Source organism: Pseudomonas sp. GW456-12-10-14-LB2 (assembly GCF_002884345.1).
Taxonomy (GTDB): Bacteria; Pseudomonadota; Gammaproteobacteria; order Pseudomonadales; family Pseudomonadaceae; genus Aquipseudomonas; species Aquipseudomonas paraglycinae.
The window spans coordinates 116509-140176 of sequence record NZ_POHV01000015.1; the positions used below are offsets into that span (position 1 = coordinate 116509).

Consider the following 23668-nt stretch of genomic DNA (forward strand, 5'->3'; position numbering starts at 1 on the left):
GAAGCGACTTTTGCGCCCGAATACCGACGATCACAGGAGCCGAGCAATGCCCGCCACCGTTCTGGTACTGGTTGAAACCATCAATGACTATTTGCCGATCCTCGAACGTCAGGGTTTTCACCTGATTCTCGCGCCGACCCCTGCCGAGCGCGCGCAAGCCATCGCCACCCATGGGGCAAGGATCGACGCAGTGCTGACCCGTGGCCCGCTGGGTTTATATGCTGAAGAAATCGCGGCCTTGCCCGCGCTGAAAATCATCTGCGTGATCGGCGCCGGTTACGAGCAGGTCGACCTGCAGGCCGCCAGCGACCGTGGTCTGACCGTGACCAACGGCGCCGGTGTCAACGCTTCGTCGGTGGCCGACCACGCCATGGCGATGCTGCTGGCGCTGGTGCGCGACATCCCGCGCTGCGATGCGGCGGTGCGTCGGGGCGAGTGGCCGAAGATCATGCGCCCGTCGCTGGCCGGCAAGCGCCTGGGCATTCTCGGGCTGGGCGCGGTGGGGATGGCGATTGCCAAACGCGCGGGCCTGGGCTTCGACATGGAGATCAGCTACCACAACCGTCAGGTGCGCAGCGACGTGCCTTACGCGTTCTGCTCGACCCCGACCGAACTGGCCCGGGCCTCGGACTTTCTGGTGGTTGCCACGCCCGGCGGCATCGGCAGCCAGCATCTGGTGACCCGCCCGGTGCTTGATGCCCTGGGGCCCAATGGTTTCATCGTCAACATTGCCCGTGCCAGCGTGATCGCCACTGCCGACTTGATCGCCGCACTGGAACAACGTCGAATCGCCGGCGCAGCGCTGGATGTGTTCGATCACGAGCCGCAAGTGCCCGATGCGCTGAAAAACCTCAGCAACGTGCTTCTTACCCCTCACGTCGCCGGGTTGTCACCGGAAGCCACCCAAGGCACCGTGGAGCTGGTGGGCAAAAATCTGGTGGCGTTCTTCTCCGGACAACCGGTGCTGACGCCGCTCCAGTTGCCGCCGAAACTCAACAACCAGCGCGTGCACTAAAGCACGCCGAGCAAGGTCCACAGACGCCGGGATTCGGCGTCTGCCGAAATCAGCTCGCCGAGCAACTCACTCAACGGCTTGTTGCCCCACTCCACCCCGCGCCGGATCAGATACGGCACCGGGCTGTGGGGTTCGGTGCGGGCCAGGTACTCGGCGATCAGCAGCAATTGCCGATAAGCCTCTTCTCGACTGGCCGGTTCGCGCGGCACTGGCGCGGCTTCGGGCGTGGCCGCGACAGACGCTTCAACCGGTGAGACTGCGACCGGCGCAGGCGGCGGTGCCGACAGTGGTTGTTGTGGGTGCATGGCGATGAACTCCTGAACCAGTATCAACAACGCTTGAAGGGTGTCCTGCAACGGCCCGAGCCCCGGCCCCTGATCTCCCAGATACGCATCGCACCAGGCATCGAGACGCTGCAGGTGTTGCAGGCTCAGCAGCAGATTGCCTTGATGGCGCAGCCAGAACGCCATGGGCGTGGCACGCACCTGCTCGATGAGTTTCTTGTGCTCGCTGCGCGCCGTTTCGGCCGACGCCTTGGCGCCTTTGGAGTCGTTGGCCTGCACCTGCCGCACCTGAATCCGCCGCCAGGTTTCGAGGGTGTAGCCCTCAAAATCGCTGTTGTTGGCGCCAAATAAAGGCACCCGGGTCAGCAACACTTCGCTGTAGCGACGCACTAGCCATTCCAGCGGAATCGCTCTCCACGACTGGTCACCGTCGTCGGCCTGCGGATGCAGATGTTCGGGATAGCGCTCACACAGACCGGCAATCAGCGCCAGACTGCCCGGCAGTCCATCGAGTGCCTGCAAATGCAGCCAGGCCTCGCCCAGCCAGGCACTGAGCATCAGGTCCTTGCTGCGCTCGAGCAATAACGTGGTGGTCAGCCGCTCGACTTCCGGCCAGTTGGCGCGTTTCAGGGTCGACTGCCAGACACCCGTGGGCAAACTCGCGTCGTCCTCGCGGCGCAGATCGCGCAACTGGTCGTACTCGCGCTCATAGCGCAGATCCGCACCACAGGGCGCGTCGTCGCTGATGGGCGCGAGCAACTGATCGATCAGGTCCGGCAACGGGGTCGATGGCAGGCTCACAAATCCTCCTTCTGGACTTCAAGGGCGGCGGTGGTGCCGGTCACCTGGAACGGTGAACGCGGCGCGCGGGTCGGCAATGGTGGAATCGAAAGCGGCAGTTTCGAGCCCTGGCTCATCAGCGACACGCGCACGAACATCCGGGTGAATTCGCTGGTGACGCTCTCGTTCTGCGCGGTAACCGGCAAACGCAGGCTCAACGGAAAATCGGTGTAATCCATGCTCGGCTGGCGCTGCACCGAGAAGTGCGCGCGCATCAGGCGCAGCAGCGACCACGGCCCGCCATACTCCCAGCCGGCCTCCAGATCACGCACCATCAGGTTCGGTTGCAGCGGATCGTTGACCGGGCGCTCCTTGCCGTTGCGCGCCCAGCGCAGGGTCAGACGGATCGGCTGGCCGGGCATCCAACGCAGGTTCGGCTGATCGGCAGCGGGATAGCTGATCTGCTGATTGCCGGCCAGCAAGCCCCAGGCAATCACTTGATCGGCGCCCTTCTCTTCTTCGCGGTCGGTGCGCCAGCGTACATCCAGCTCGACGCCTAGAATGCCGCTCTTGTCGCGCACGAACAGCGGTGTCAGCCAGACGCTGGCCTGTTTCACCCGGTTGAGAAAATCTTCTGCCGCCAGCCGCTCCGGGGTCTGGCTCAGGACCAGTCCGGCCTGGGCCACCGGCAAGCGCTTGTCGATGATTTCCAGAAAGTGCTGGACCCGCGCCGGGTCGGCATCCTGCGCCTGCACGCCGCTGGCAAACGGAAAGCGGTCGGCCAGGTATTGATTGAAGTAGGTGGCCAGCTCGTTCCACGCGGCGGCCGCCTGTTGCTGTTGCAGAAACTGGCAGCGTTGCAGGGCCGACTGTTGCAACTCCACCGCCCGCATCGCCAGGGTGCCGCGCCCGCCGGTCAGATTGGCGGTCTGCAACACCTGCACACAGGAGCCGGTGTCCATTTCAATGAAGTCGCGGCTGACCAGTTGCTCGATCTGCGCCGGCGAACTGGCGGGGTTGGAATCCTTGTACTTGAGCAATTCGTCATTGAGCGCGCTGAACTGGGTCACGCGCTCGTAATCCAGCGCCGACAGATTGCCCTGCTGGGTCTTCAGCCATTCCAGCGCCGGGGCGCGACGCTCGGTGATGCCGAGCATGGTGTTGAATTGCTGCTTGAGGCTCAGCTTCAGATCCTGCACATCGCTGGCGCCGTAGAGTTGCAGGCCAAGGTTTTTCGAGCCGTCCCACTGGCTGATTTCCGTGCGGCCACCGAACAGCGGCTGCGCGGTGATTTCATCCAGCCCGCCAACGATCTGCGCCATCGCCCGGCGGTTCAGCGCCCCTTGCAGACGTGCCGCCAGATCACTGCGATGGACTTCGATAAAGGCTTTTTGCAGGTTCATCGCCTGTACCGCCTGCACGTTGAACACCGCGTAAGGATGAGTCTGATCATCATGATCCTTGAGACTCAACCACATCGCTTGCGCGGCGGCGGTTTCGGCCGCTTGCAGCAATGCTTCGCGATAGGCCGGCGGAATGCGCGGCAGTTCTTCGGCAACGTAGCTTTTATAACTCGCGAAATAATTCAGCGATTCGTTGAGGTCATCGCCGTCCACGGTCTGGCCTTGCCGGTTGACGCTGTCCTGGCTGGCACGCAGGGCAATCGAAACGAAGTCACGTTTGAACAGCGCCTGCACCGCGTTGTTGAGCTTGACCACCTGATCCTGCAACGCCAGTTGCCCGCTGCCCTGCTGCACCAGCAGATTGCCCCGCGAACCCACCTGGGCGATCCATTGATCGCGAAAACTCTGCTGCAACTTGCCGGCCTGCGCATCGAGCTGCTGTTCGACCGCCGGGCCGAGCAATGAACTCTTGCGCACCTTGTCGAGAAACTCGCGATAACCCGGCACCAGCTCCTGACCCTTGCCGCGACTCCAGGTCGAGTTGGTCAGGGCGATCGCCGCTTGCAGGTCGTCGATCAGCGCGCGCAGGTCTTCCAGTTCGGTAAGGCTGTTGCCACTCCCGGCTTCAAGCTGTTCCAGATGCAACTTGAGGTAGCCGGCCTTGCTGACGAAGTTGTCGGCCAGAAAATACTGATCGAGCCAGCGCTCCATCAGCCCGGTGAAATTACTCACGATCAACGGCCGTTCAACGCTCAGATCCAGCGCCTGCAAGTCGCCGCCATCACTGGCTGCGAGCAGCCGGTTGTAGTAGGCGGCATGGGGCAAGGTGCCGGCGTTGAGGTTGAGTGACAGCGCGCTGTTGCTCAGCTGCGCCAAATCCTCCAGCGGCGTCCGCTGATTGTTCTGCACCTGAGCGAACAACTGGTTCTGTTGTTCCAGACGCAAGGCCCGCTCGACCAGATCCGTGGCCTTCTGATAATTCTGCCACTGCGCCGGGTCTTCGCTTTCGACGCTGGTGCGCCGGTCGGTGGCGCGGATCGCCTTGATTTTCGCGAGCTCCGCGACCAGCAGATCGTGCAGCGGTTGCAGCATGTGGCGCTGGGTCGACTTGAACACTTCCTGTTCGAGTCGCCCGTCCAGCGAGGAAAACCACGACGTCGGAAAGGCCAGCGAAACGTAGTGCCAGTGCGGCGCCCGTTCCAGCACCCGCCAGAAGTTCTGCACGTTGCGCCGGGTCGGCTCGACCCGATGCTCGTCGTCGGTGACCGTCACGTAATTCTTCTGTGCGCCTTGCAGCAGCCGCGCCAGTTCATGAGCGTCCTTGACCGATGCGTGCCAGACCCAGAGCATCGCCACCGCCCAGACCACACCGACCACCAGCGCCACCCCGGCGGTGACTCGCTGCCAGCGCTGGCGCAAGCGCAACAGGCGCGGCACGCCCTGGGCCAGCCCGCGTTCACCGACGATTCGCTGGCGCCACAACTGACGTACAAACGCACTTTGCTGCAGGCCGCTGTCATCGGCAGAAAAACCGTCCGGCGCATCGTCGGCCGGCTGATTGGCCGTCAGGTAAACGCCACGAAAACATGGCGCCTCGCCCTGAGCGTTGCCTTGAAACACCGGCTCCAGCACGTTCTGCAAACCGCGGCGCAGGATTTCCAGACGTTCCGGCAAGGCGTACAGATCCGCACTCAAATGCCCGGACAAGGTGCCGATTTCGATCACCGCTTCCGCCACCGCACGGTGCAACCGATCCAGCGCCTGATCGCTCCATTGCCCCTGCCACACCGCATCGCGGGCATAGGTCGACGACCAGCCCAAGGTGCAATCGCGGGCCTCGTCCGGCAAGGCGCTGATCAGTTCCTGAAATCCCGGCAGTTCTTCCAGCCCGGTGATGACCACGTACACCGGCAGGCTCAGACCAAAGCGCTGCAACAGATCGATGAAACGCCGACGCGCCGCCAGACCGAGCTGCGTGGCTTGCTCCAGATTGCTCAGCCGACTGACCGGTACCGTCCAGATCACCCCGTCCAGCGGCCGCTTGCTGCGCAGGCGCAGGATCAACCCGAGCAGGCGCCACCAGCCGCCGCGTTGCAGGTGCATGCCGTCTTCCGGCAGAAACAGCGCCTGCGGCACCACCAACACCGCGCCTTCGGAGTCCGACCACCAACGGCCGAACCACGCCGGTTTGTCGGTGGGTTGCAAACGCCACTGACTGGCGAGTTGCGCACCCTGGGTTTCATCGCCGAGCATCAGCAGCCACGGCATCTGATAACGGTCGTGGGCGCCCTGCTCCTGTTCCATGTGCCGCACGGCGGCGTAGAAACTGCGGATCGCCGCGCCGCTCTGGGTGCGCAGCCACCACACCGCCACCGCGATGATCACCAGCAGCAGGAGGATGGCGACCGCCCAGGCCACGATCGTCAGGGTACTCATGAGTCTTGCTCCGGCGCCGTCAGCGTGTCGGGCGCCTGCAACACCGGCTCCAGTTCCTGGCGGATGTCGCGCCACAGAAACTGCCCGAGCCCGGTCAGCAGCAGAATCATCGCCAGAATGCCCAGCGCCAGACGAAAGCCATCGGGCAACGCCGTGCGCACCGGCAACTGCAAGGGTGTCGCCAGCGAAGGCTGAACCAGTCGCTGACTGACAGCGGCGTAATCGGCCTCGTCCTGCCAGGCAAACGTGAACAGGGCCCGCCGCCATTTTTCCCGTTGCACCTGACCCTGCTCACCGCGCAGGCGTCCGTGGAAACCGAGGATCAGGCACTGCAAATACACGTTGGCCAGATCGCGAGTGGTGGGCTGCTGTTCATCGAGCAAGGTCTGGATCGCCGCCGGCACTTGCTCGCCGGCCTGACGGCTGGAATACAGTCGCGACTCCAGGGGTTTTTCCTGCCAGGCACTCTGGCCCGGCCACGGGCTGAACAACAGGGTCTCATCGACCAGCGCGACAAAGGCATACACCAACGCCTTGACCTGTTCGGTCGCCGAATCGCCCACTCGGGCAAACGCGGTGCGCCACAACCGTTGCGAAGCCTGGGTCGAGAGTTCGACCACGGTTTCGACCAGCGCCGCTTCGTCCTCGCTGTCCTTGGGCAACTGGCTCCAGTCCTGCGACCACTGCTGCCAGGTGTGGCGGAACGCACTGCTCAGCGGAGCGTCCTGCAACCCGAGGCTTGCGGCACTTCCTTGCGACATACGACGTTCCTTGTGTGATCAGGCACGTTCACTGTTCTGGGCGACAAACAACACCACTTGCCACGGACTGCTGGTCAGCCGGGTGGCCGGCGCGGCGATCATCAGCGGCAGTTGCGCATCGAACCAGCTACCTTCGGCGGTCACCACGAACAACCGGGTGTCGTCGCCGACGCTGTAGGCCACCTGCTCGCTGCGGCTCATGGCCTGATGCGTCAGACCGCTCATGCGTTGGCGGCTGAGCAAGGCAATGTGCGGCGCCGAAGCGATGATCGCGCCCCGCAACCATTCACCGGCCGCCTGCTCGCTGGCACCGTTGGGCATGCGCAGGCCGATGACCAGACGCTGGCTCGGTTGCTCGTCCGGCAACTGAATGGAAAAGCTCTGCTCGCCGCGCTCGAACGCGATGCTGCGGTAACCGGCGCGGATCAGTTCCAGGGTGTTTTCCAGCCAGTCGAGCAACGGTTCGTAACCACGCTGCAATTCGAGAAAATCCAATGGCGCAAAGGCCGGTACGCCCGCCAGCGGATCCAGCGCCGACCACGCACCGGCGAGTCCCAGCAGTTGCACATAAACACTTTGCGGATGAGCGACACGGCTGATCAGCGCCCCTTCCACTTCCGGCAACCGCGCCCACAACGCCGTCATCTGCCGGCGGATTTCCAGCGCGTCATCCTGATTGCCGGCCTGCAGCGCCTGGCGCAATCGCCCGCTGAGAAACAGGCACTTCTCCCGCGCCCGCGCGCAGAGCCCGGCCACCCGTCGACCCAATGGCGATTCCGGCAACAGGACCGGTGTCGGCGGCGTATACGGCAACGGCAGGAAACCGCCGCCCTCCTTGCGGATTTTCAGCAGCGGCAGGCAGATCGAATCGGCTTTGTTCAGTTGCGTACACAGCCGTGGATTGGGACGCCACACCGTGATCGATTCAGGAAATTCACCGCTGGTGAGATCCGGTAACGCCTCGCCGACCACCGATTGCAGACGCCCCTTGAGTGGTAGCAACTGTCCGGCGCGCCACAGCGGACTGATCGCCAGATAAACCGTCACCGTCGCATCGTCCGTGGCGTCGATCGCGGCAGCGACGTCCAGCTCCAGCGTCGGGTCAACGCCGACTTGCAGATTGACCGGCAAACCGTCCGGCATCGTCCCTTGCAACGACAGCACCCGCACCACCCCGGCGCTCATCGCCGACGGGTCGAACTCGATGTGGCTGATCCCGAAGAACCACGGATTGCACGCCTGAGCCAGATGCGCGCCGAGCGCCTCGGCCCGCAGGCCCTGTAACTGAAAATGCTGTGGCAGCAATTGCATGCCTTCATGCCAGCAGACCGCGTCAGGTAGCAGACTCATACGACTCCCTTCGACTGCACCGCGAACCGGCGGCGGACGGTGTGTTTCAGTTTTCCTTGCTGACCAGGCTCATCTCGCGACTGTCGAACTTGAGCCATGCATCGCTCTGATCGTCCAGCCGCAGGCGGTGCGCTCCGGGAGTGTTATAGCTGGCGAAGACCAAAAGTCCAGCCGCCCGCTTGCCCCCCAAAGGGAACGGCTGGCGGTCGATGAATTGCCCCGGCACCAGCTCCAGTCCCCACACGCTCATCAGCTGACGATAGTCGCGCTGATACTGCTCGCGCTCGGCAAACCACTGGCGGGCACTGATGCCCGACAGTTGCTTGAGCAGATCCGGATCGTTGACCGCGATGAAATCCACGGCGATCGGGGTGTCGTCATTGGCCTTGGGAGCGACGTCGAGGGTCAGGCTGTCGAGATCCACTTTCGGCCCGAAAAACGAACAGCCGGCGAGCAGCGCAAACCCGATCGTTAGAAAAAGTCGTGCAGACAAAATGAATTTTCCTTTTCGCCAGTCAGTCCAAAAAAGTTTTTCGCTTGCATTTTTATAGACCTGTTCTAGCGTCTTGGGTAGTTCGGTTCCTACAGCCGAATGAGGAAGGTTTGTCAAAGGAACGACAGGTCATCTGCCACCCTTTCTAACCTGTGGTCCAGCAAGGGAAAGCGATGAACGGGCCTCCCCGATGCATTGCGCCCGCTCATCGCATCGGAGTCCGCCGACATGGCAGAAAGTACCCAGCACAAGCTCGACCGGGTTCGCCCGCCCCGCGTGCAAATCACCTACGACGTCGAAATCGGCAATGCCATCGAGAAAAAGGAATTGCCGCTGGTAGTCGGCATCCTGGCCGACCTCTCGGGCAAGCCGCTCGAACCCTTGGCAAAACTGACCGAACGCCGTTTCACCGAAATCGACCGCGACAACTTCAACGACGTCCTCGCCTCCATCGCCCCCCGCGCCACGCTGCAAGTCAACAACACCCTCAGCGGCGACGACAGCAAGCTCAACATCGAACTCAACTTCAAGCACATCGACGACTTCGACCCGGTCAAGGTGGTGGAGCAAGTCACGCCGCTGCGGCGCCTGTTCGAGGCCCGCCAGCGTCTGCGCGACCTGCTGACCAAACTCGACGGCAATGACGATCTGGACAAGCTGCTGCGCGACGTCATCGCCAACACCGAAGGCTTGCAAGAGATCAAGTCGGCCCGCCCGGACACCGCTGTCCCGGCCGCTGATGCCGAAGCTCCGGCCGAACCGCAAGCCTGATCGTCCACCTGACCGAGGAAGAATTCGCCATGCCCGCCGCCGCCCAGAATCAAGCCAGCGAAAATGCTGCCGCCGAGACTTTATCCCTGCTCGATCGAATCATCGCCGAGGGCCGCATGGCCCATGACGACAGTCAGCAGGATTACGCCCGCGACATGCTCGCGGAATTCGCCACCCAGGTGCTCGACGAAGGCATGGCCATCGACAAGGACACTGTGGCGATGATCAACGACCGCATCAGCCAGATCGACGAGCTGATCAGCGCCCAGCTCAACGAAGTGCTGCACCACCCGGATCTGCAAAAACTCGAAGCGTCCTGGCGTGGCCTGCACATGCTGGTGCAGAACACCGAAACCAGCACCCGGCTGAAACTGCGCCTGCTCAACGTGACCCAGAAAGAGCTGCAGAACGATCTGGAAAAAGCCGTCGAATTCGACCAGAGCGCGCTATTCAAAAAGATCTACGAAGAGGAATACGGCACCTTCGGTGGCCATCCGTTCAGCCTGCTGGTAGGTGACTACACCTTCGGCCGGCACCCGCAGGACATCGGCCTGCTGGAGAAACTGTCGAACGTCGCCGCCGCTGCCCACGCGCCGTTCATTGCCGCCGCCAGCCCGCGCCTGTTCGACATGAACAGCTTCACCGAACTGGCGGTGCCGCGTGACCTGTCGAAAGTGTTCGAGAGCCAGGAGCTGATCAAGTGGCGCTCGTTCCGCGAAAGCGAAGACTCGCGTTACGTCTCCCTGGTGCTGCCGCACTTCCTGCTGCGCCTGCCTTACGGCCCGGACACTTCGCCAGTGGAAGGCATCAACTACGTCGAGGACACCAACGGCACCGACCACAGCAAATACCTGTGGGGCAACGCCGCGTGGGCGCTGTCGCAACGTATCACCGAAGCATTTGCCAAATACGGCTGGTGCGCGGCGATCCGTGGCGCTGAAGGCGGCGGCGCGGTTGAAGGTCTGCCGGCGCACACCTTCCGCACCAGCTCCGGTGATCTGTCGCTGAAATGCCCGACCGAAGTGGCGATCACCGACCGCCGCGAGAAGGAACTCAACGACCTCGGCTTCATCGCCCTGTGCCACAAGAAGAACAGCGACGTCGCGGTGTTCTTCGGCGGCCAGACCACCAACAAATCCAAGGTCTACAACACCAACGAGGCCAACGCCAACGCACGGATCTCGGCGATGTTGCCGTACGTGCTTGCGGCCTCGCGTTTCGCCCATTACCTGAAGGTGATCATGCGCGACAAGGTCGGCAGCTTCATGACCCGCGACAACGTGCAGACCTACCTCAACAACTGGATCGCCGACTACGTGCTGATCAACGACAACGCACCGCAGGAAATCAAGGCGCAGTACCCGTTGCGTGAAGCGCGGGTGGACGTCACCGAAGTCGCCGGCAAGCCTGGTGCCTATCGCGCGACGGTATTCCTGCGGCCGCACTTCCAGCTCGAAGAGCTGACCGCGTCGATCCGCCTGGTCGCGACCCTGCCGCCACCGGTAGCCGCCTGACCTGCCTGCGCCCGCAGGATTTCCTGCGGGCGCGCCCCTGTTTGCCTGGCACGACACCTTTCAGGAGTTTCAAGCGATGGATGCAATCATTCTCGACCTCGGCGGCGACATCAAAGGCGACAGCCTGCTCGAGGGTTACGCTGACAAGATCGAAGTCATGTCCTACAGCCACAACGTGGCGATGCAAGTCACCAACGACGTCAGCAACTCGGAGCGCACCTCCGGCAAGCCTCACGTCGGCGAGTTCACCCTGACCAAATTCGTCGACACCTCCACACCGTCCCTCAACGAATACTGCTGCGCCGGCAAGCCGATCCCGGAAGCCAAGATCACCATCGGCCGTAACGCCGCCGAAGGCAGCGGGCAACTGCTGCCGTTCATCATCTACACCCTGACCAACGTGGTGATTTCCAACGTCAGCGTCAGTGGCGGTACCGGCGGCAAACCGGTGGAAACCCTGTCCCTGAACTTCACCAAGATCAAATGGGAACTCACCGCGCAGAAAGACGACGGCACCAAGGAAGGCACAGCGGCCTCGACCTGGGACATGGCCGCCAACAAGCTCGTCAGCTAACCCGGCGGCGCGGCCATGGCAGGCACCGGCTTCCTTCCACCGCTGTTCGAACGCCTCGCCTCGAGCGAGGACGACGAGGCGCGGGAGTTCGATCGGCAGGATTTGCTCGACTCGGTGCACGCCGAGCTCGGGCGCCTGTTCAACACCCGCCGTGGCCCGCGCCCCCTCACCTCCCCGCCCAGCGTCATCGATTACGGCATCGCCGACTGGAGCGCCCTGCAACAACAACGCAGCGATGACCGGCGTCGTCTGGCGCGGGACATTCGCGAAGCCATCACCCATTTCGAACCACGCCTGCTGCTCGGCGAGGTTCAGGTCAATCCCCTGCCCGAGCACCCGCAGCGTTTGAGCATTCGCCTGACCGGTGAATTGCGCAGCGGCTCGCAGCACTGGCCGGTGGCATTTGTCATCGAGCCCGGCAACGAAGGGCTGGAGGTGCGCCATGAGCGACTCGATTGACCCGCAATTGCTCGACTACTACCAGCGCGAACTGACCTGGCTGCGACATGCCGGCGGACAGTTTGCCGAACGCTATCCGAAAGTCGCACGACGGCTGGAACTGTCCCCCGGCGAATGCCCCGATCCGCACGTCGAACGATTGCTGGAAGGTTTCGCCCTGCTCGCCGCACGCCTGCAACGGCGGCTGGATGACGACTACGCCGAATTCAGCGACGCGCTGCTCGAACAGCTTTATCCCCTGGCCATGCGCCCGTTGCCGTCGTGCGCGATCGTCCAGTTCGAACCGGACCCGAGCAAAGGCAACCTCGACGGCGGCTATCCCCTGCCCCGGGACACGCCGCTGTTCGTCACCACCAGCAAGGGCGAAAGCATTCACTTTCGCACCAGTGCTGCCGTGCGGTTGTGGCCGATAGAAATCAGCGAAGCCTTGTTGCTGGGCAGCGATGAGGCGCAGGCGCTAACTGGCGTTGCGCAGTCCCGTTCGGCGTTGCGTCTGAGCCTGCATTGCCTCGGCGACAGCCAGTGGTCGGAACTTGGCATCGAACAATTGCGCATTCACCTGGCCGCGTCACCGGTCGTCAACGCCAGCCTCTATGACCTGCTCGGCGCCCACGCGGTGCAGGTGCTGGCCGGCTCGCCGGGGAGCATTCCCGCCCGCGTGAAAGGCCTGCCGAAGATCATCGGTTTCGCCGACGACGAAGTGCTGCTGCCGGACGAAGACGGCGTGCATCCAGGTATGCGCCTGCTGGCCGAGTACTTCGCGTTCCCGGACAAATTCCACTTCTTTGATCTGCCACTGTCTGGCGTTTCGAGTGACAGCCAGACGCTGTATCTGTACATCGTTTTTGACCGGGCCCCGGCCGGCCGATTGCACTTGCAGGCCAGCGATATAGCGCTGGGCTGCGCGCCGGTGATCAACCTGTTCCCGCGCACTTCGGAGCCGCTGCGCCCGGACGGCACCCGCAGTGAGTATCGACTGATCGCCGACAGCCACCGGGAAAACAGCGTCGAGATCCACAGCATCCGCAGCGTGCGCGCCAGCTCCGCCAGCGGTGTGCAGCGGCTGCCGGCGTATTTCGGCAGCCAGCACAGCAGCGGTGACCGGCAACGTTACTGGCATGCGCGGCGGGTCAACGGGCAGACGCCGAACCGGCTCGGCAGCGATCTGTTGGTCAGCGTCGTCGACACCCGTTTCGAACCGCAGACCGATCTGCCCGATTACAGCCTGACCGCCGAACTGCTCTGCACCAATCGGCATCTGGCCCAGAGCCTGCCCGCCGGTACACCGCTGGGTTTCGAACGGCCGGGCCCGGTGGCGTGGGCACGCCTGCGCAATCCCCCGAGCCCGCAGAGCCTGCCGCGTCTGGACGGTGATTCGCGCTGGCGGCTGGTCTCGCAACTGACCCTCAATCATCTGTCGCTGGTCGAAGGGCCGCAGGCACTGGATGCGCTGAAGGAAATCCTGACCCTGCACAACCTGCGCGATGAAGCCAGCGCCCTGCGCCAGATTGAAGGTCTGCTGAGTCTCGGTTGCGAACGAGTAATCGGCCATGTCGGCGCCGACGCCTGGCGCGGCTGGCGCAACGGGCTTGAAGTGCAATTGCAGCTTGATCCACAGCATTTCGTCGGCAGCAGCGCGGTGTTGTTTTCAGCGGTGCTCGCGCAATTCTTTTCGGTGTACGCCACGGCCAATCGCTTTGTGCGCACGGTGCTCATGCAGGCAGACAAGGAGGTCAAGGCATGGCAACCCCAAGCCGGCATGCCCCTGTCGCTCTGACCCTTAGCCAGCGCCTGCGCCGTGATCCACAGGCGTTCGAATGGTTGCAGGCGTTGCTGTTGCTGGAGCGCGAACAGCCCCAGGCCGACGCCCTTGGTTCGGGTACATCGCCACAGGCCGAAGTGCTGAAATTGCGCGGGCCGCTGACGCCGTTGTTCGCCGCCAGCCAGATCGAAAGCCTGGAAGAAAACCCCGGTGAACCGCTGACCCTGAACTCGCCGATGTTCGGCCTCGGCGGCCCCGATGGCCCGCTGCCTTACGCCTATCAGGAATGGCTGCAACAACGTGCGCGAGCCAAGGATCATGCGCCCGCCGAGTTCCTCGACCTGTTCCAGCATCGGCTGCTGAGCCTGCTGTACAAGGTGATGCGCAAACACCGGATCGCCCTCGGTTTCACCACGCCCGGCGCCTCGCCCGTGCAGGCGCAATTGCGGGCGCTGACCGGTTTGCTGCCAAAATCCTTGCAGGAACGCCAGGCGATTCCCGACTGCGCCGTTCTGGCCTGCACCGCGTTGTACGCCGATGGCCGCCGGTCATTGGCGGGGTTTGCGGCGATTGTCCGTGAGCAGTTTTCCGTGGCGGTGGAACTGAGCGCTTACGAGGGGGCGTGGCGTGAGATTCCACGTGCCAGCCGCAGCGTCATGAAGGCCGGCGGACGCAATCTGCAGCTCGGCCGCAGTGCTGTCGCCGGTACTCGGGTCTGGGATGAACATGCCGGAATTCGTCTGACGCTGGGGCCGCTGCCATCGACGCAGGCCGCGCGATTCCTGCCGGAAGGCGAAGCGCATCCGGCACTGGCCAGCCTAGCTGCGCTGTATTTCGGCCCGGATCTGGACGTGAAACTGGTGCTGCTGGTACGCGGTGCGGGGCCGCTGCAACTCGGCCGACAAACCCCGGCCCTGCTGAGCTGGAACGGTGGCCTGCAACGCCAGACCAGCCTCGCCGTGCAACGGATCGAAACCCGCCTGCGTCAGCTGGAGATTACCTGAAATGGAACTGGCCAGCCTGATCGGACGCCTCAACCCGGACAACCGCCGCGCCCTCGAACGTGCCGCGCAACGGTGTTTGCAGCGCGGGCATCACTTTGTCGAGATCGAGCATCTGTTGTTGGAACTACTCGATATCGAGGGCGGCGATTTTGCTTTCCTGCTGCCGCGCTTCGGGCTGGAGCGTGATGCGCTGACGGCGGAGATCAACAAGGCGCTGGACCTGTTCAAGTCTGGCAGCACCCGCACGCCTGCGCTGTCTTCGCACACGCTGGGATTGCTGGAAGACGCGGTGGTGCAGGCCAGTGTATTGGGCATCGACAGCATTCGTTCCGGCTTGCTGTTGCTGGCGCTGATCGATCGCGACGAACGCCGCAGCCTGCTGCTCAACAGCGCGTCGTCATTGCTGCGAATTCCGAAAGAAGCGCTGCGCGCAAACCTGCTGGAATGGACGGCAAACTCCCGTGAGCACGTAGGCCCGCGCTCTGTGTCTTCGGGGAGTCCAACGCCACGGCAAGACTCGGTGCTCGATCAATACACCCAGGATCTGACCGCCGACGCCCATGCCGGGCGCATCGACCCGATCGTCGGTCGCGATGGCGAAATCCGCCAGTGCGTCGACATTCTTCTGAGACGCCGGCAGAACAACCCGATTCTGGTCGGCGCACCCGGAGTCGGCAAAACTGCCGTGGTCGAAGGCCTGGCACTGCGCATCGCCGCCGGGGATGTGCCGCCGTCGTTGCAGGAAGTCAGTTTGCGGGTGCTCGACCTTGGTTTGCTCCAGGCCGGGGCCGGGGTCAAAGGCGAATTCGAACAGCGGCTCAAAGGTGTGATTGACGCGGTTCGCAGCGCCGACAAGCCGATCATCCTGTTCATCGACGAGGCCCACACGCTGATCGGCGCTGGCGGTGCCGAGGGTGGCAGCGACGCGGCCAACTTGCTCAAACCCGCGCTGGCCCGAGGAGAGTTGCGCACGCTGGCCGCGACGACCTGGATGGAATACAAAAAATATTTCGAGAAAGATCCGGCCCTCGCCCGCCGCTTCCAACTGGTGCAGGTGGAAGAGCCGGACGAAACCACCGCCGTGGAAATGCTACGTGGCGTCGCCGCCAAACTCGAACAGCATCACGGCGTGCAAGTGCTGGATGCCGCGATCCACGAAGCGGTGAAACTCTCGCACCGCTACATCTCCGGCCGCCAGTTGCCGGACAAGGCCATCAGCGTCCTCGACACCGCCTGCGCCCGGGTCGCCCTCGGCCAGCACGACGTGCCGCCACCGCTGGAGAGCCTGCGCCACCGTCAGCAAAGCCTCAAAGAAGAAGTTGAACGCCTGCGCCGGGAACAGGCCACGGGGCTTGATCACCGCGAGCGCATCACCCTGCTGGAAAGCGAATCGAAGACCAACGTCCAGGCCATCCGCGAACTTGAAACCCGCTGGAGTGAAGAGCGCGTGGCGGTGCGTGAACTGCTCGACACTCGCCGCGAATTACTTGACCTCAGTGAACGCGCCGACAGCGACAAACCGGATGAAGCCACCGACAGCCGCATCGATCACCTCGCCGCCGAACTGCTGCGCCTGGAAGCCGGGCTCGATGCGATTCGCCAGGACGATCCGCTGGTGCCCGAACAGGTCGACGGCAAAACCGTCGCCGCCGTGATCGCCGGCTGGACCGGCATCCCCGTCGGCAAAATGCTCGCCGACGAAGCCCACGCCGTGCGCACCCTCGGCACACGCATGGGCCTGCGAGTGATGGGCCAGAGCACTGCGCTCAACACCATCGCCCAACGATTGCAGGCCTATCGTGCGGGTCTCACCGATCCGCAAAAACCGGTTGGCGTGTTTCTGCTGGTCGGCCCCACGGGCGTTGGCAAAACCGAAACCGCGTATGCGCTGGCCGATGCCTTGTACGGCGGCGAACGCAACCTGATCAGCATCAATCTCTCGGAATATCAGGAAGCCCACACCGTCAGCCAGCTCAAGGGCGCACCACCCGGCTATGTCGGTTACGGCAGCGGCGGCGTGCTGACCGAAGCCGTGCGGCGCAAACCGTATTCGGTGGTGTTGCTGGATGAAATCGAAAAGGCGCATCCGGATGTGCTGGAAGCGTTTTACAACGTGTTCGACAAGGGCTTGATGGAAGACGGGACGGGGTTGGTGGTGGACTTCAAGAACACCGTGATGCTCGCCACCAGCAATGTCGGCGCCGAGTTGCTGCTCGATACACCGACTGCACAACTCGGCTCGGAAGCCTTCAACGAAGCACTGCACAAAGTCCTCCTGCAAGCCTTCCGCCCGGCGTTTCTGGCACGCATGACGGTGGTCGCGTATCGGCCGCTGGATGAGCAGACGCTGGAAGGGATTGTGTTGGCGAAGCTGGAGAAATTGCGCGGCCGTTACAAGGCTGCGACGGGCAAGCAGTTCGAGTTCGATTCGGGAATTGTGAAAGCGGTGCTCGCCAAATGCAGTGCGGCAGGCGCGCGGGATGTCGAGAACGTGCTGATGACGCAGGTGACAGGGAAATTGGCGGAGTGGGTGTTGGAGTAAATGACGTACTGTCATTGAAAGCTAAAAAAATACAGGAGTTAATGGAATGCCGTTACCCAGCGCGCCTCAACAGAGACCTGTTATCAACGTTTTGTCACCGCACAATCCCAACCATCTCTGCATCCTCAGTGTTGTGCTGGGTGTCATCGGGCAGCATGTCACCACCAAGAGCCCGGAAGAGGTACAGGCCTACACTCACCCTGGTGAAAGTACCATTTATGTTGCAGCGAACAAAAATGGCGAGTCATTGATTGCCGCCTGTGAGGTGCTTCTAACCGCCATACACCCCGGTGGTAGTAATGCACTCATGGAAGCGGCCAGAATTCTCCATGTGTTGTTCTCGGAAACGGACCGAGTGATCAATCAGAACATCCCGGAATACGAGTTGCAGGAAAGCTGGCTGAAGAGCAATCAGGTTGGTAATAAAAATGGCAATTGGGCGACAGACGAAAACTCCAAACTGGTCAGATGGAAGTTTCTCGATCGCGCGCCGATCATTCCTGACACCAAACTTTACGTTACCAACATGCCCAGCAAGACCGCGGAGGAAAAGGCAAAGGTCGCCGAAAAAATTCTTGAATTGACCTACAACCCCCGCCTCAACACCAAACAACTCAATAACCTATTGAATTTGGTCAAGGCATTCAAAGAGCAGAAACCATTGCCACGTACGGTGGTGCTGAGCCCGATAACAAAAATAACCAACACTCCTCCAACACCGCATGCCCTGCAATATGTAGAGAATGATGGCTACCATGCGGAAATTTCGCTGATGCGAGCTTTGATTATCGGCAGTGGCTTCAAACCCGTTATCAAGGGAAATCTGGGCGGTAAAAAAGCCGCATGCGCAAAGTGCAGTGCCTGGTTCAGCAAGGTTAAAACGCTGTCGGCGAACCAGATTGATCCTTCTTTTCCAAACGAAGCTGAATTCGGTAATTTGCGGCCACAACGACAATCACCTACCAATTGGGCGGCGCCAAAGTTCTCCCCCCACGTTTTTTCCTCGACTGACTTCACTGTTTTCAAAACGGTGTATGAAGGTGCCGGCAAGGTCACGACAAGCGCAGAAGAAGAACTCATGGAATTCACTTGAGGCTGGTCAGCCCATCACAACAGAGTCGCCAACGTCTACGTTCAGGGAATTTAGGGGATTTAAGGGGACAGATTTATTTATGCGAAACAAATAAATCCGTCCCCTTCAGGAGAGCAGCAAGCCTATTGGTAAATTTTCAAGATTGCAGGCCTTTAACGGGACTAACGCCAATGCCATTGAATCCGGAATACAAATCCACCACTGTCAACGTAAACGGTAGCAACGTCACGGTGCCTCTTTATGCAAAGGCAACTTTGACATCGACCAACATGACCGGCGGCTCGGGTCCGGATCAGTCCTTGCGACCACCGGGATTCGTGTCCGGTACTTGCCCGGAACATCATCAACGAGGGCATCTGATTGGAAACAAGCTGGGCGGCAGCGGAACCGATCTTCGGAATCTGGTAACACTGACCGAAGGTAGCAACCATCCAATCATGTATGAGTACGAAGCCATGGTTTACGAGTACGTGAAGAAGAATCCCGGGATCGAGTTTGTGTATCAAGTCACCGCACAGTACGACACCACGCGCTACTTGGTTGCGCAAGTTGCACCCGGTGGTTCGACATCCGGGGCTGCCAACAATCCTTACTGCCCGCTTCCCTGCCCGGAATCTTTACGAATCGACTTTTTCTACGCAGAAGCACCTGGAAAGTTGAATTACCCATTGATATATCGGGTTTTGACGGAGCACGGTGAAGGCTGGAACACTGGACCGCTCTATATTCTCAACGGCGTGTACAAGTTTCACGAAGGTAGCCCGAAACATGTCGCCCAAGGCTGCTGGGCATCGTGAGGTGACTATGAGCTTCGATATTTTCCCGACACTCGAACACGAGATAAGGCTGAGCCCTCCTGAGCGCGCGGTCACACTGATCGCTGCCTGCAATACCAATGAAATCGGCCGATTCAATGTTCGTGAAACCGTCTATCAAACACTCATTGGTTCCAGACCCGAACAGCGAAAAACTCAGTCCTGGATATTTACCTCCAGTGTGATCCGCGCACAGACGGACAGCCGCGATCGGGTCATGGTGTTTGTCAGCGTCAAGAAAAAATATTTGAAAAAAGTATCTGACTCACTCAATGGATGGAGCTGCCCCCACGGGACGCCAATGCAGGTCATCAAAGTTCAACATGGCATCGCATCCTCACAACTTGTTTTTGCGAATTCTTGATCGGAGGCAATGCGGATGCCCCGCTCCACCGACAGCAACACTACGCTCTCCCTCACCGCCACCTCGCTGTCGGCGCTTTACCCTGAGTCGCTCTCCGGTGAGGAAACCCTGAACAACCTCGGCGTTCAAACCCTCAACGGATTGAATGACGGTACCTCGCTCACCCTCACCAGCGCCGTTGCCACCCACGTCACCACCACCCTGCACAACGACGCTCAATTGCGCCCGTTCGATGCCTTGGTCGCTGAAATTCGCCAACTGCCTGCCGATGCCACCGCCGAGCGCTATCAGTTGGTTTTAAGACCGTGGCTCTGGTGGTTGACCCTGGCCAGCAACAACCGGGTATTCCAGAACCTCGCCACCTCCGACATCGTCACCACAATCTTCAAAGCTCACGGTTTCACCGATTTCAAACTCTCACTGACCGGCAGTTACACCCCACGTGAATACTGCGTGCAGTACGGCGAAACCGATTTCGCCTTCGTCTCGCGCCTGCTGGAGGAGGAAGGCATTTTCTGGTTCTTCACCCACGAGGACGGCAAGCACACGCTGGTGCTGGGTGATAGCAACGATGCTTTCGTACAGATCCCCAACGGGCCGAAGGTCAAGTATCTGGGTCAGCAATTGGGTGAGCGCGAGCTGCACGGCATCCGCTCAGGCCAGGTGTGTCTGCAAGCGGTGGCCGGGGTGTACAAGGCGACGGATTACGAGTTCACCACGCCGACCACTTCACTCTATGGCCAGGCCGAAGCCGTGGCCGGGCCGCGTTCGATCTATGAGCATCCCGGCGGTTACAACGCCAAGGCTCGGGGCGATGCGTTGACCAAGCAGCGGGTCGACGGTTTGCGCAGTGAAGAGAAACGCTTTGTTGGCGAGAGCGACTGTCGCTGGCTGATTCCAGGCCACTGGTTCACCCTCGACGGCCACGAAGACGCGAGCCTGAACATCGACTGGGTCGTCACTCGGGTGACCCATGACGCCAGCCACGAAAGCTATCGCAATCGCTTCGAGGCGATCCCCAAGGCCACGCCGTTTCGTCCGCAACGCCTCACGCCCAAACCGCGCATGCACCCGCAGACCGCCATCGTAGTCGGCAAGTCCGGCGAGGAAATCTGGACCGACGAATACGGCCGGATCAAGTTGCAGTTCCCGTGGGATCGCGACGGCAAGAATGACGAAACCAGTTCCTGCTGGGTGCGCGTGGTGCTGCCGTGGAGCGGCAAGGGCTTCGGCATGCAGTTCGTGCCGCGGATCGGTCAGGAAGTCATCGTGACCTTCATCGACGGTGATCCGGATCGGCCGCTGGTCACCGGATGCGTGTACAACGGCGACAACGCCCTGCCCTACGCCTTGCCGGCGAACCAGACCCAATCCGGGATCAAGACCCAATCGTCGAAGGGCGGCGGTGGTTTCAACGAACTGCGTTTCGAGGACAAGAAAGACGCCGAAGAAGTGTTCCTGCAAGCGCAGAAAGATCTGAAGATCAACGTGCTCAACGACACCACCGCCACCGTCGGCCACGACGAAACCCTCACGGTGCAGAACGCCCGCACCCGCACGGTCAAGGAAGGCGACGAAACCGTGACGCTGGAGAAAGGCAAACGCAGCGTGACGATCCAGACCGGCAGCGACAGCCTCGATGTGAAGGACAGCCGCACCGTGAAGGTCGGCGCCGACCAGAACCACAGCACCGGCGGCAATTACACCGATAAGGTCACCGGCGACTACAGCCTGACGGTGGACGGCAACCTGACGATCAAGGTCAGCGGCACCCTCACCCTGCAAAGCGGCGGCAGTTTCACGATCCAGAGCGGTGCAGATCTGGCGACTTCGGCCAGCACTTCGATCACCCAGAAGGCCGGCACGGCCATGACCAATCAGGCCGGTACTTCACTGGACAACAAGGCCGGAACCACGCTGACCAACGACGCCGGCATCAGCCTGACCAACAAGGGCGCTGCCTCACAGACCGTGGACGGCGGCGGCATGCTGACCATCAAGGGCGGGCTGGTGCAGGTCAACTGACAAGGAGAAGCCATGGCGATCACACCACTGGATCTGCAGCAGGATGACAAACACCTCAAGGGGCGTTTGCAGGACGGTCAACTCGATGGCCCGTTGAACATCAAGGATGACGGGCGCCCGCAGGCGGATCTGAATTACAGCCAGGGCGAATTGCAGGGCACGTCCCTGCTCTATCACCCCAATGGCAAGGTTTCGGCGCAGATGCCGTTTGTGCGTGACAAGCTGCAAGGTATCGCCAGTTTCTATGCGCCCGAAGGCTGGTTGCAGCGCAAGGCCAGCTATCGGCGCGGGTTGTTGCATGGCGAGGCGTTCAATTACTTTCCGGACGGGCAAGTGGCGGAGGCCGAGTTCTATCGCGATGGCGTGCGTGAGGGGCGCTATCAGCGCTTTCATCCCAACGGCAAGCCGGCGGTGGATGCGCGTTATCTGAATGGGCAGTTGATGGAACCGGAGCAAGGGTTTGCCGAGGACGGGCGGCCGCTGGATGCCGATGGCAAACCGATTTCCCGGGTGCGCTGGTGGTTTCGCAAATGGACGGATCCGGCGCAGGCCTGACTCAGGGAATCAGCATCTGCATCTGCCCCGGCATCACGATCTTGATCACCCCCGCCCAGTTGCACATCAACGTGCTGTTGGCATCGATCGCCGGCATCCCGCCCAGCAGCAAGGTCGGCGCACCGCCGGGGATCCACGGCGTGGCGGTCGCCGGAATGCACGGCATCGGCGTCAGTACACCCAATGCTGCAGCCGTGGCGGCGGCGACCATCGGGTTGGCCATGCTCATGCACATGCCGAACGTGGTGACGTTGACCAGCGGAATGTGATCCATGATGTTCGCCGCCGGCATCCCGCCGGTCAGCGTGCGGTTGACCGGCAGCACGTTGAGCACTGCCGGTGCGGCACCGAAACTGCATTGCAGGGTGGCGCTGGCACAGACTTGCGGGCAGCCCATTTCAAAGCTCCTTCGTGAACAAGGCATACGCGCTAAACCTTAGTCGCCAGCGGCCCCGCGCGCACATTCCCAAAGGTGATTATCGTCCAACACGCTAACCTATAAGACCGAACCGCGCTTGTGACGACCCGAGCGCGCCATTAGATTAGCCAATGATGTCTGGCCTCCAAAATAAGCAGAAGGGATAAGCATGGCGCTTACTGACCAGTCCACCCGTATCCGCTCTGGCGAAGAACTCGATGCCAGCCTGATCGATCCGTACCTCAAGGCGCACATTCCGGGCCTGACCGGCACGCCGCAGATCAGCCAGTTTCCCGGCGGCGCGTCGAACCTGACCTACCTGCTGGAATACCCGGACCAGGAATTCGTCCTGCGCCGTCCGCCGTTCGGCCACAAAGCCAAGTCCGCCCACGACATGGGCCGCGAATTCCGCATCCTCAACCAGTTGCGCGATGGCTTCCCGTATTGCCCGAAAGCCTACGTGCACTGCACCGACGATTCGGTGATCGGCGCCGAGTTCTACGTGATGGAACGGGTCAAGGGCATCATCCTGCGCTCGGACCTGCCGCCGGAACTGGGCCTCGACCCGGCCAAAACCGAAGCCCTGTGCAAGAGCTTCATCGACCGTTTCGTCGAACTGCACCGCGTCGATTACAACGCCTGCGGCCTCGGCGATCTGGGCAAACCGGAAGGCTACGTCGCCCGCCAGATCAAAGGCTGGAGCGAGCGTTACGAAAAAGCCCTGACCCCGGACGCACCGCACTGGGAACAGGTCAAAGCCTGGCTCAACGACAAGATGCCGGCCGATCACCCGACCTCCAGCATCGTGCACAACGACTACCGCTTCGACAACGTCATCCTCGACCCGAAAAACCCGATGCAGATCATCGGCGTGCTCGACTGGGAACTGACCACCCTCGGCGATCCGCTGATGGACCTGGGCAACACCCTCGCCTACTGGATCCAGGCCGACGACCCGGCACCGGTGCAACTGATGCGCCGCCAGCCAAGCCACGCGCCGGGCATGCTGACCCGCCGCGAATTCGTCGACTACTACGCCGAGCGTTCGGGCATCCAGATCGACAATTTCGACTTCTACTACACCTACGGCCTGTTCCGCCTGGCCGGCATCGTGCAGCAGATCTACTACCGCTTCTTCCATGGCCAGACCCAGGACAAACGCTTCGCGCAGTTCATTCACATGAACAAACTGCTGGAGCAGATGAGCCTGCAGGTCATTGCCAAATCCAGCCTCTGATGACGGCGTTATA

General features: G+C 61.7%; 20 protein-coding genes. 14 read left to right on the top strand and 6 right to left on the bottom strand.

Annotated features, from left to right (window positions below; translation table 11 throughout):
- The first annotated feature begins 46 nt into the window (after positions 1–46).
- The gene (locus C1X29_RS13045) at positions 47–1015 is read left to right on the top strand and encodes a 2-hydroxyacid dehydrogenase (protein WP_085746105.1); all 969 of its coding nucleotides are present in this window, start codon (positions 47–49) and stop codon (positions 1013–1015) included.
- Here C1X29_RS13045 and tssA read toward each other — a convergent pair.
- The 5 genes from tssA to C1X29_RS13070 are packed head-to-tail and all read right to left on the bottom strand — an operon-like array spanning position 1012 to position 8522.
- The gene (tssA, locus tag C1X29_RS13050) at positions 1012–2100 is read right to left on the bottom strand and encodes a type VI secretion system protein TssA (protein WP_102717612.1); all 1089 of its coding nucleotides are present in this window, start codon (positions 2098–2100) and stop codon (positions 1012–1014) included. The genes C1X29_RS13045 and tssA overlap by 4 nt on opposite strands.
- On the bottom strand, positions 2097–5918 hold the full coding sequence (locus tag C1X29_RS13055) for a type VI secretion protein IcmF/TssM N-terminal domain-containing protein (protein WP_102717613.1): 3822 nt from the start codon (positions 5916–5918) through the stop codon (positions 2097–2099). Before C1X29_RS13055 ends, tssA begins: the two co-directional genes overlap by 4 nt.
- On the bottom strand, positions 5915–6679 hold the full coding sequence (locus C1X29_RS13060; protein WP_102717614.1) for a DotU/TssL family secretion system protein: 765 nt from the start codon (positions 6677–6679) through the stop codon (positions 5915–5917). Before C1X29_RS13060 ends, C1X29_RS13055 begins: the two co-directional genes overlap by 4 nt.
- Positions 6680–6697: 18 nt before the next feature.
- Positions 6698–8029 (bottom strand): type VI secretion system baseplate subunit TssK, encoded by a 1332-nt coding sequence (gene tssK / locus C1X29_RS13065; protein WP_102717615.1) that lies wholly within the window; start codon positions 8027–8029, stop codon positions 6698–6700.
- Between the two features lie 46 nt (positions 8030–8075).
- Positions 8076–8522: a hypothetical protein gene (locus C1X29_RS13070; RefSeq protein ID WP_039767163.1), complete on the bottom strand. Its 447-nt coding sequence runs from the start codon at positions 8520–8522 to the stop codon at positions 8076–8078.
- 228 nt (positions 8523–8750) lie between these two features.
- Between C1X29_RS13070 and tssB the strand changes: the two genes are divergently transcribed.
- From tssB to C1X29_RS13130, 12 genes are all read left to right on the top strand, one after another.
- Positions 8751–9293 (top strand): type VI secretion system contractile sheath small subunit, encoded by a 543-nt coding sequence (gene tssB, locus C1X29_RS13075; protein WP_007958861.1) that lies wholly within the window; start codon positions 8751–8753, stop codon positions 9291–9293.
- Between the two features lie 29 nt (positions 9294–9322).
- Positions 9323–10807 carry a type VI secretion system contractile sheath large subunit gene (gene tssC, locus C1X29_RS13080; RefSeq protein ID WP_007958864.1) on the top strand — a complete coding sequence of 495 codons (1485 nt, stop codon included), beginning with the start codon at positions 9323–9325 and terminating at the stop codon, positions 10805–10807.
- A 76-nt stretch (positions 10808–10883) separates the two neighbouring features.
- Positions 10884–11381, top strand: a complete 498-nt coding sequence (locus C1X29_RS13085; protein WP_007958866.1) for an Hcp family type VI secretion system effector — start codon at positions 10884–10886, stop codon at positions 11379–11381.
- Between the two features lie 15 nt (positions 11382–11396).
- Positions 11397–11840, top strand: coding sequence for a type VI secretion system baseplate subunit TssE (gene tssE, locus C1X29_RS13090; protein WP_102717616.1), 444 nt, complete (start codon positions 11397–11399; stop codon positions 11838–11840).
- Positions 11824–13617 carry a type VI secretion system baseplate subunit TssF gene (tssF, locus tag C1X29_RS13095; protein ID WP_102717617.1) on the top strand — a complete coding sequence of 598 codons (1794 nt, stop codon included), beginning with the start codon at positions 11824–11826 and terminating at the stop codon, positions 13615–13617. The genes tssE and tssF overlap by 17 nt, the downstream gene beginning before the upstream one ends.
- Positions 13581–14606 (top strand): type VI secretion system baseplate subunit TssG, encoded by a 1026-nt coding sequence (tssG, locus tag C1X29_RS13100; protein ID WP_102717618.1) that lies wholly within the window; start codon positions 13581–13583, stop codon positions 14604–14606. Before tssF ends, tssG begins: the two co-directional genes overlap by 37 nt.
- 1 nt (position 14607) lies before the next feature.
- Positions 14608–17148, top strand: coding sequence for a type VI secretion system ATPase TssH (gene tssH / locus C1X29_RS13105; RefSeq protein ID WP_102717619.1), 2541 nt, complete (start codon positions 14608–14610; stop codon positions 17146–17148).
- 46 nt (positions 17149–17194) lie between these two features.
- The gene (locus tag C1X29_RS13110; RefSeq protein ID WP_085746096.1) at positions 17195–18241 is read left to right on the top strand and encodes a hypothetical protein; all 1047 of its coding nucleotides are present in this window, start codon (positions 17195–17197) and stop codon (positions 18239–18241) included.
- Between the two features lie 170 nt (positions 18242–18411).
- The gene (locus C1X29_RS13115; RefSeq protein ID WP_102717620.1) at positions 18412–19038 is read left to right on the top strand and encodes a DNA/RNA non-specific endonuclease; all 627 of its coding nucleotides are present in this window, start codon (positions 18412–18414) and stop codon (positions 19036–19038) included.
- A 7-nt stretch (positions 19039–19045) separates the two neighbouring features.
- Positions 19046–19420 carry a hypothetical protein gene (locus tag C1X29_RS13120; RefSeq protein ID WP_007958880.1) on the top strand — a complete coding sequence of 125 codons (375 nt, stop codon included), beginning with the start codon at positions 19046–19048 and terminating at the stop codon, positions 19418–19420.
- A gap of 15 nt (positions 19421–19435) precedes the next feature.
- Complete coding sequence (tssI, locus tag C1X29_RS13125; RefSeq protein WP_102687016.1) at positions 19436–21445, top strand: type VI secretion system tip protein VgrG; 2010 nt, start codon at positions 19436–19438, stop codon at positions 21443–21445.
- 12 nt (positions 21446–21457) lie between these two features.
- On the top strand, positions 21458–22000 hold the full coding sequence (locus tag C1X29_RS13130) for a toxin-antitoxin system YwqK family antitoxin (RefSeq protein ID WP_102717621.1): 543 nt from the start codon (positions 21458–21460) through the stop codon (positions 21998–22000).
- A gap of 1 nt (position 22001) precedes the next feature.
- On the opposite strand, the gene C1X29_RS13135 is transcribed toward C1X29_RS13130, so the two are convergent.
- Positions 22002–22397 (bottom strand): DUF4280 domain-containing protein, encoded by a 396-nt coding sequence (locus tag C1X29_RS13135; protein ID WP_007958887.1) that lies wholly within the window; start codon positions 22395–22397, stop codon positions 22002–22004.
- Between the two features lie 190 nt (positions 22398–22587).
- Between C1X29_RS13135 and C1X29_RS13140 the strand changes: the two genes are divergently transcribed.
- Positions 22588–23655, top strand: a complete 1068-nt coding sequence (locus C1X29_RS13140) for a phosphotransferase family protein (protein WP_102717622.1) — start codon at positions 22588–22590, stop codon at positions 23653–23655.
- Positions 23656–23668: the final 13 nt, after the last annotated feature.

Bases quoted from the DNA above. Each gene is read 5' to 3' on its own strand.
- C1X29_RS13045 (WP_085746105.1), top strand. From the start codon at position 47: ATGCCCGCCACCGTTCTGGTACTGGTTGAAACCATCAATGACTATTTG.
- C1X29_RS13055 (WP_102717613.1), bottom strand. From the start codon at position 5,918: ATGAGTACCCTGACGATCGTGGCCTGGGCGGTCGCCATCCTCCTGCTG.
- C1X29_RS13060 (WP_102717614.1), bottom strand. From the start codon at position 6,679: ATGTCGCAAGGAAGTGCCGCAAGCCTCGGGTTGCAGGACGCTCCGCTG.
- tssK (WP_102717615.1), bottom strand. From the start codon at position 8,029: ATGAGTCTGCTACCTGACGCGGTCTGCTGGCATGAAGGCATGCAATTG.
- tssB (WP_007958861.1), top strand. From the start codon at position 8,751: ATGGCAGAAAGTACCCAGCACAAGCTCGACCGGGTTCGCCCGCCCCGC.
- tssC (WP_007958864.1), top strand. From the start codon at position 9,323: ATGCCCGCCGCCGCCCAGAATCAAGCCAGCGAAAATGCTGCCGCCGAG.
- C1X29_RS13085 (WP_007958866.1), top strand. From the start codon at position 10,884: ATGGATGCAATCATTCTCGACCTCGGCGGCGACATCAAAGGCGACAGC.
- tssE (WP_102717616.1), top strand. From the start codon at position 11,397: ATGGCAGGCACCGGCTTCCTTCCACCGCTGTTCGAACGCCTCGCCTCG.
- tssF (WP_102717617.1), top strand. From the start codon at position 11,824: ATGAGCGACTCGATTGACCCGCAATTGCTCGACTACTACCAGCGCGAA.
- tssG (WP_102717618.1), top strand. From the start codon at position 13,581: ATGGCAACCCCAAGCCGGCATGCCCCTGTCGCTCTGACCCTTAGCCAG.
- tssH (WP_102717619.1), top strand. From the start codon at position 14,608: ATGGAACTGGCCAGCCTGATCGGACGCCTCAACCCGGACAACCGCCGC.
- C1X29_RS13110 (WP_085746096.1), top strand. From the start codon at position 17,195: ATGCCGTTACCCAGCGCGCCTCAACAGAGACCTGTTATCAACGTTTTG.
- C1X29_RS13115 (WP_102717620.1), top strand. From the start codon at position 18,412: ATGCCATTGAATCCGGAATACAAATCCACCACTGTCAACGTAAACGGT.
- C1X29_RS13120 (WP_007958880.1), top strand. From the start codon at position 19,046: ATGAGCTTCGATATTTTCCCGACACTCGAACACGAGATAAGGCTGAGC.
- tssI (WP_102687016.1), top strand. From the start codon at position 19,436: ATGCCCCGCTCCACCGACAGCAACACTACGCTCTCCCTCACCGCCACC.
- C1X29_RS13130 (WP_102717621.1), top strand. From the start codon at position 21,458: ATGGCGATCACACCACTGGATCTGCAGCAGGATGACAAACACCTCAAG.
- C1X29_RS13135 (WP_007958887.1), bottom strand. From the start codon at position 22,397: ATGGGCTGCCCGCAAGTCTGTGCCAGCGCCACCCTGCAATGCAGTTTC.
- C1X29_RS13140 (WP_102717622.1), top strand. From the start codon at position 22,588: ATGGCGCTTACTGACCAGTCCACCCGTATCCGCTCTGGCGAAGAACTC.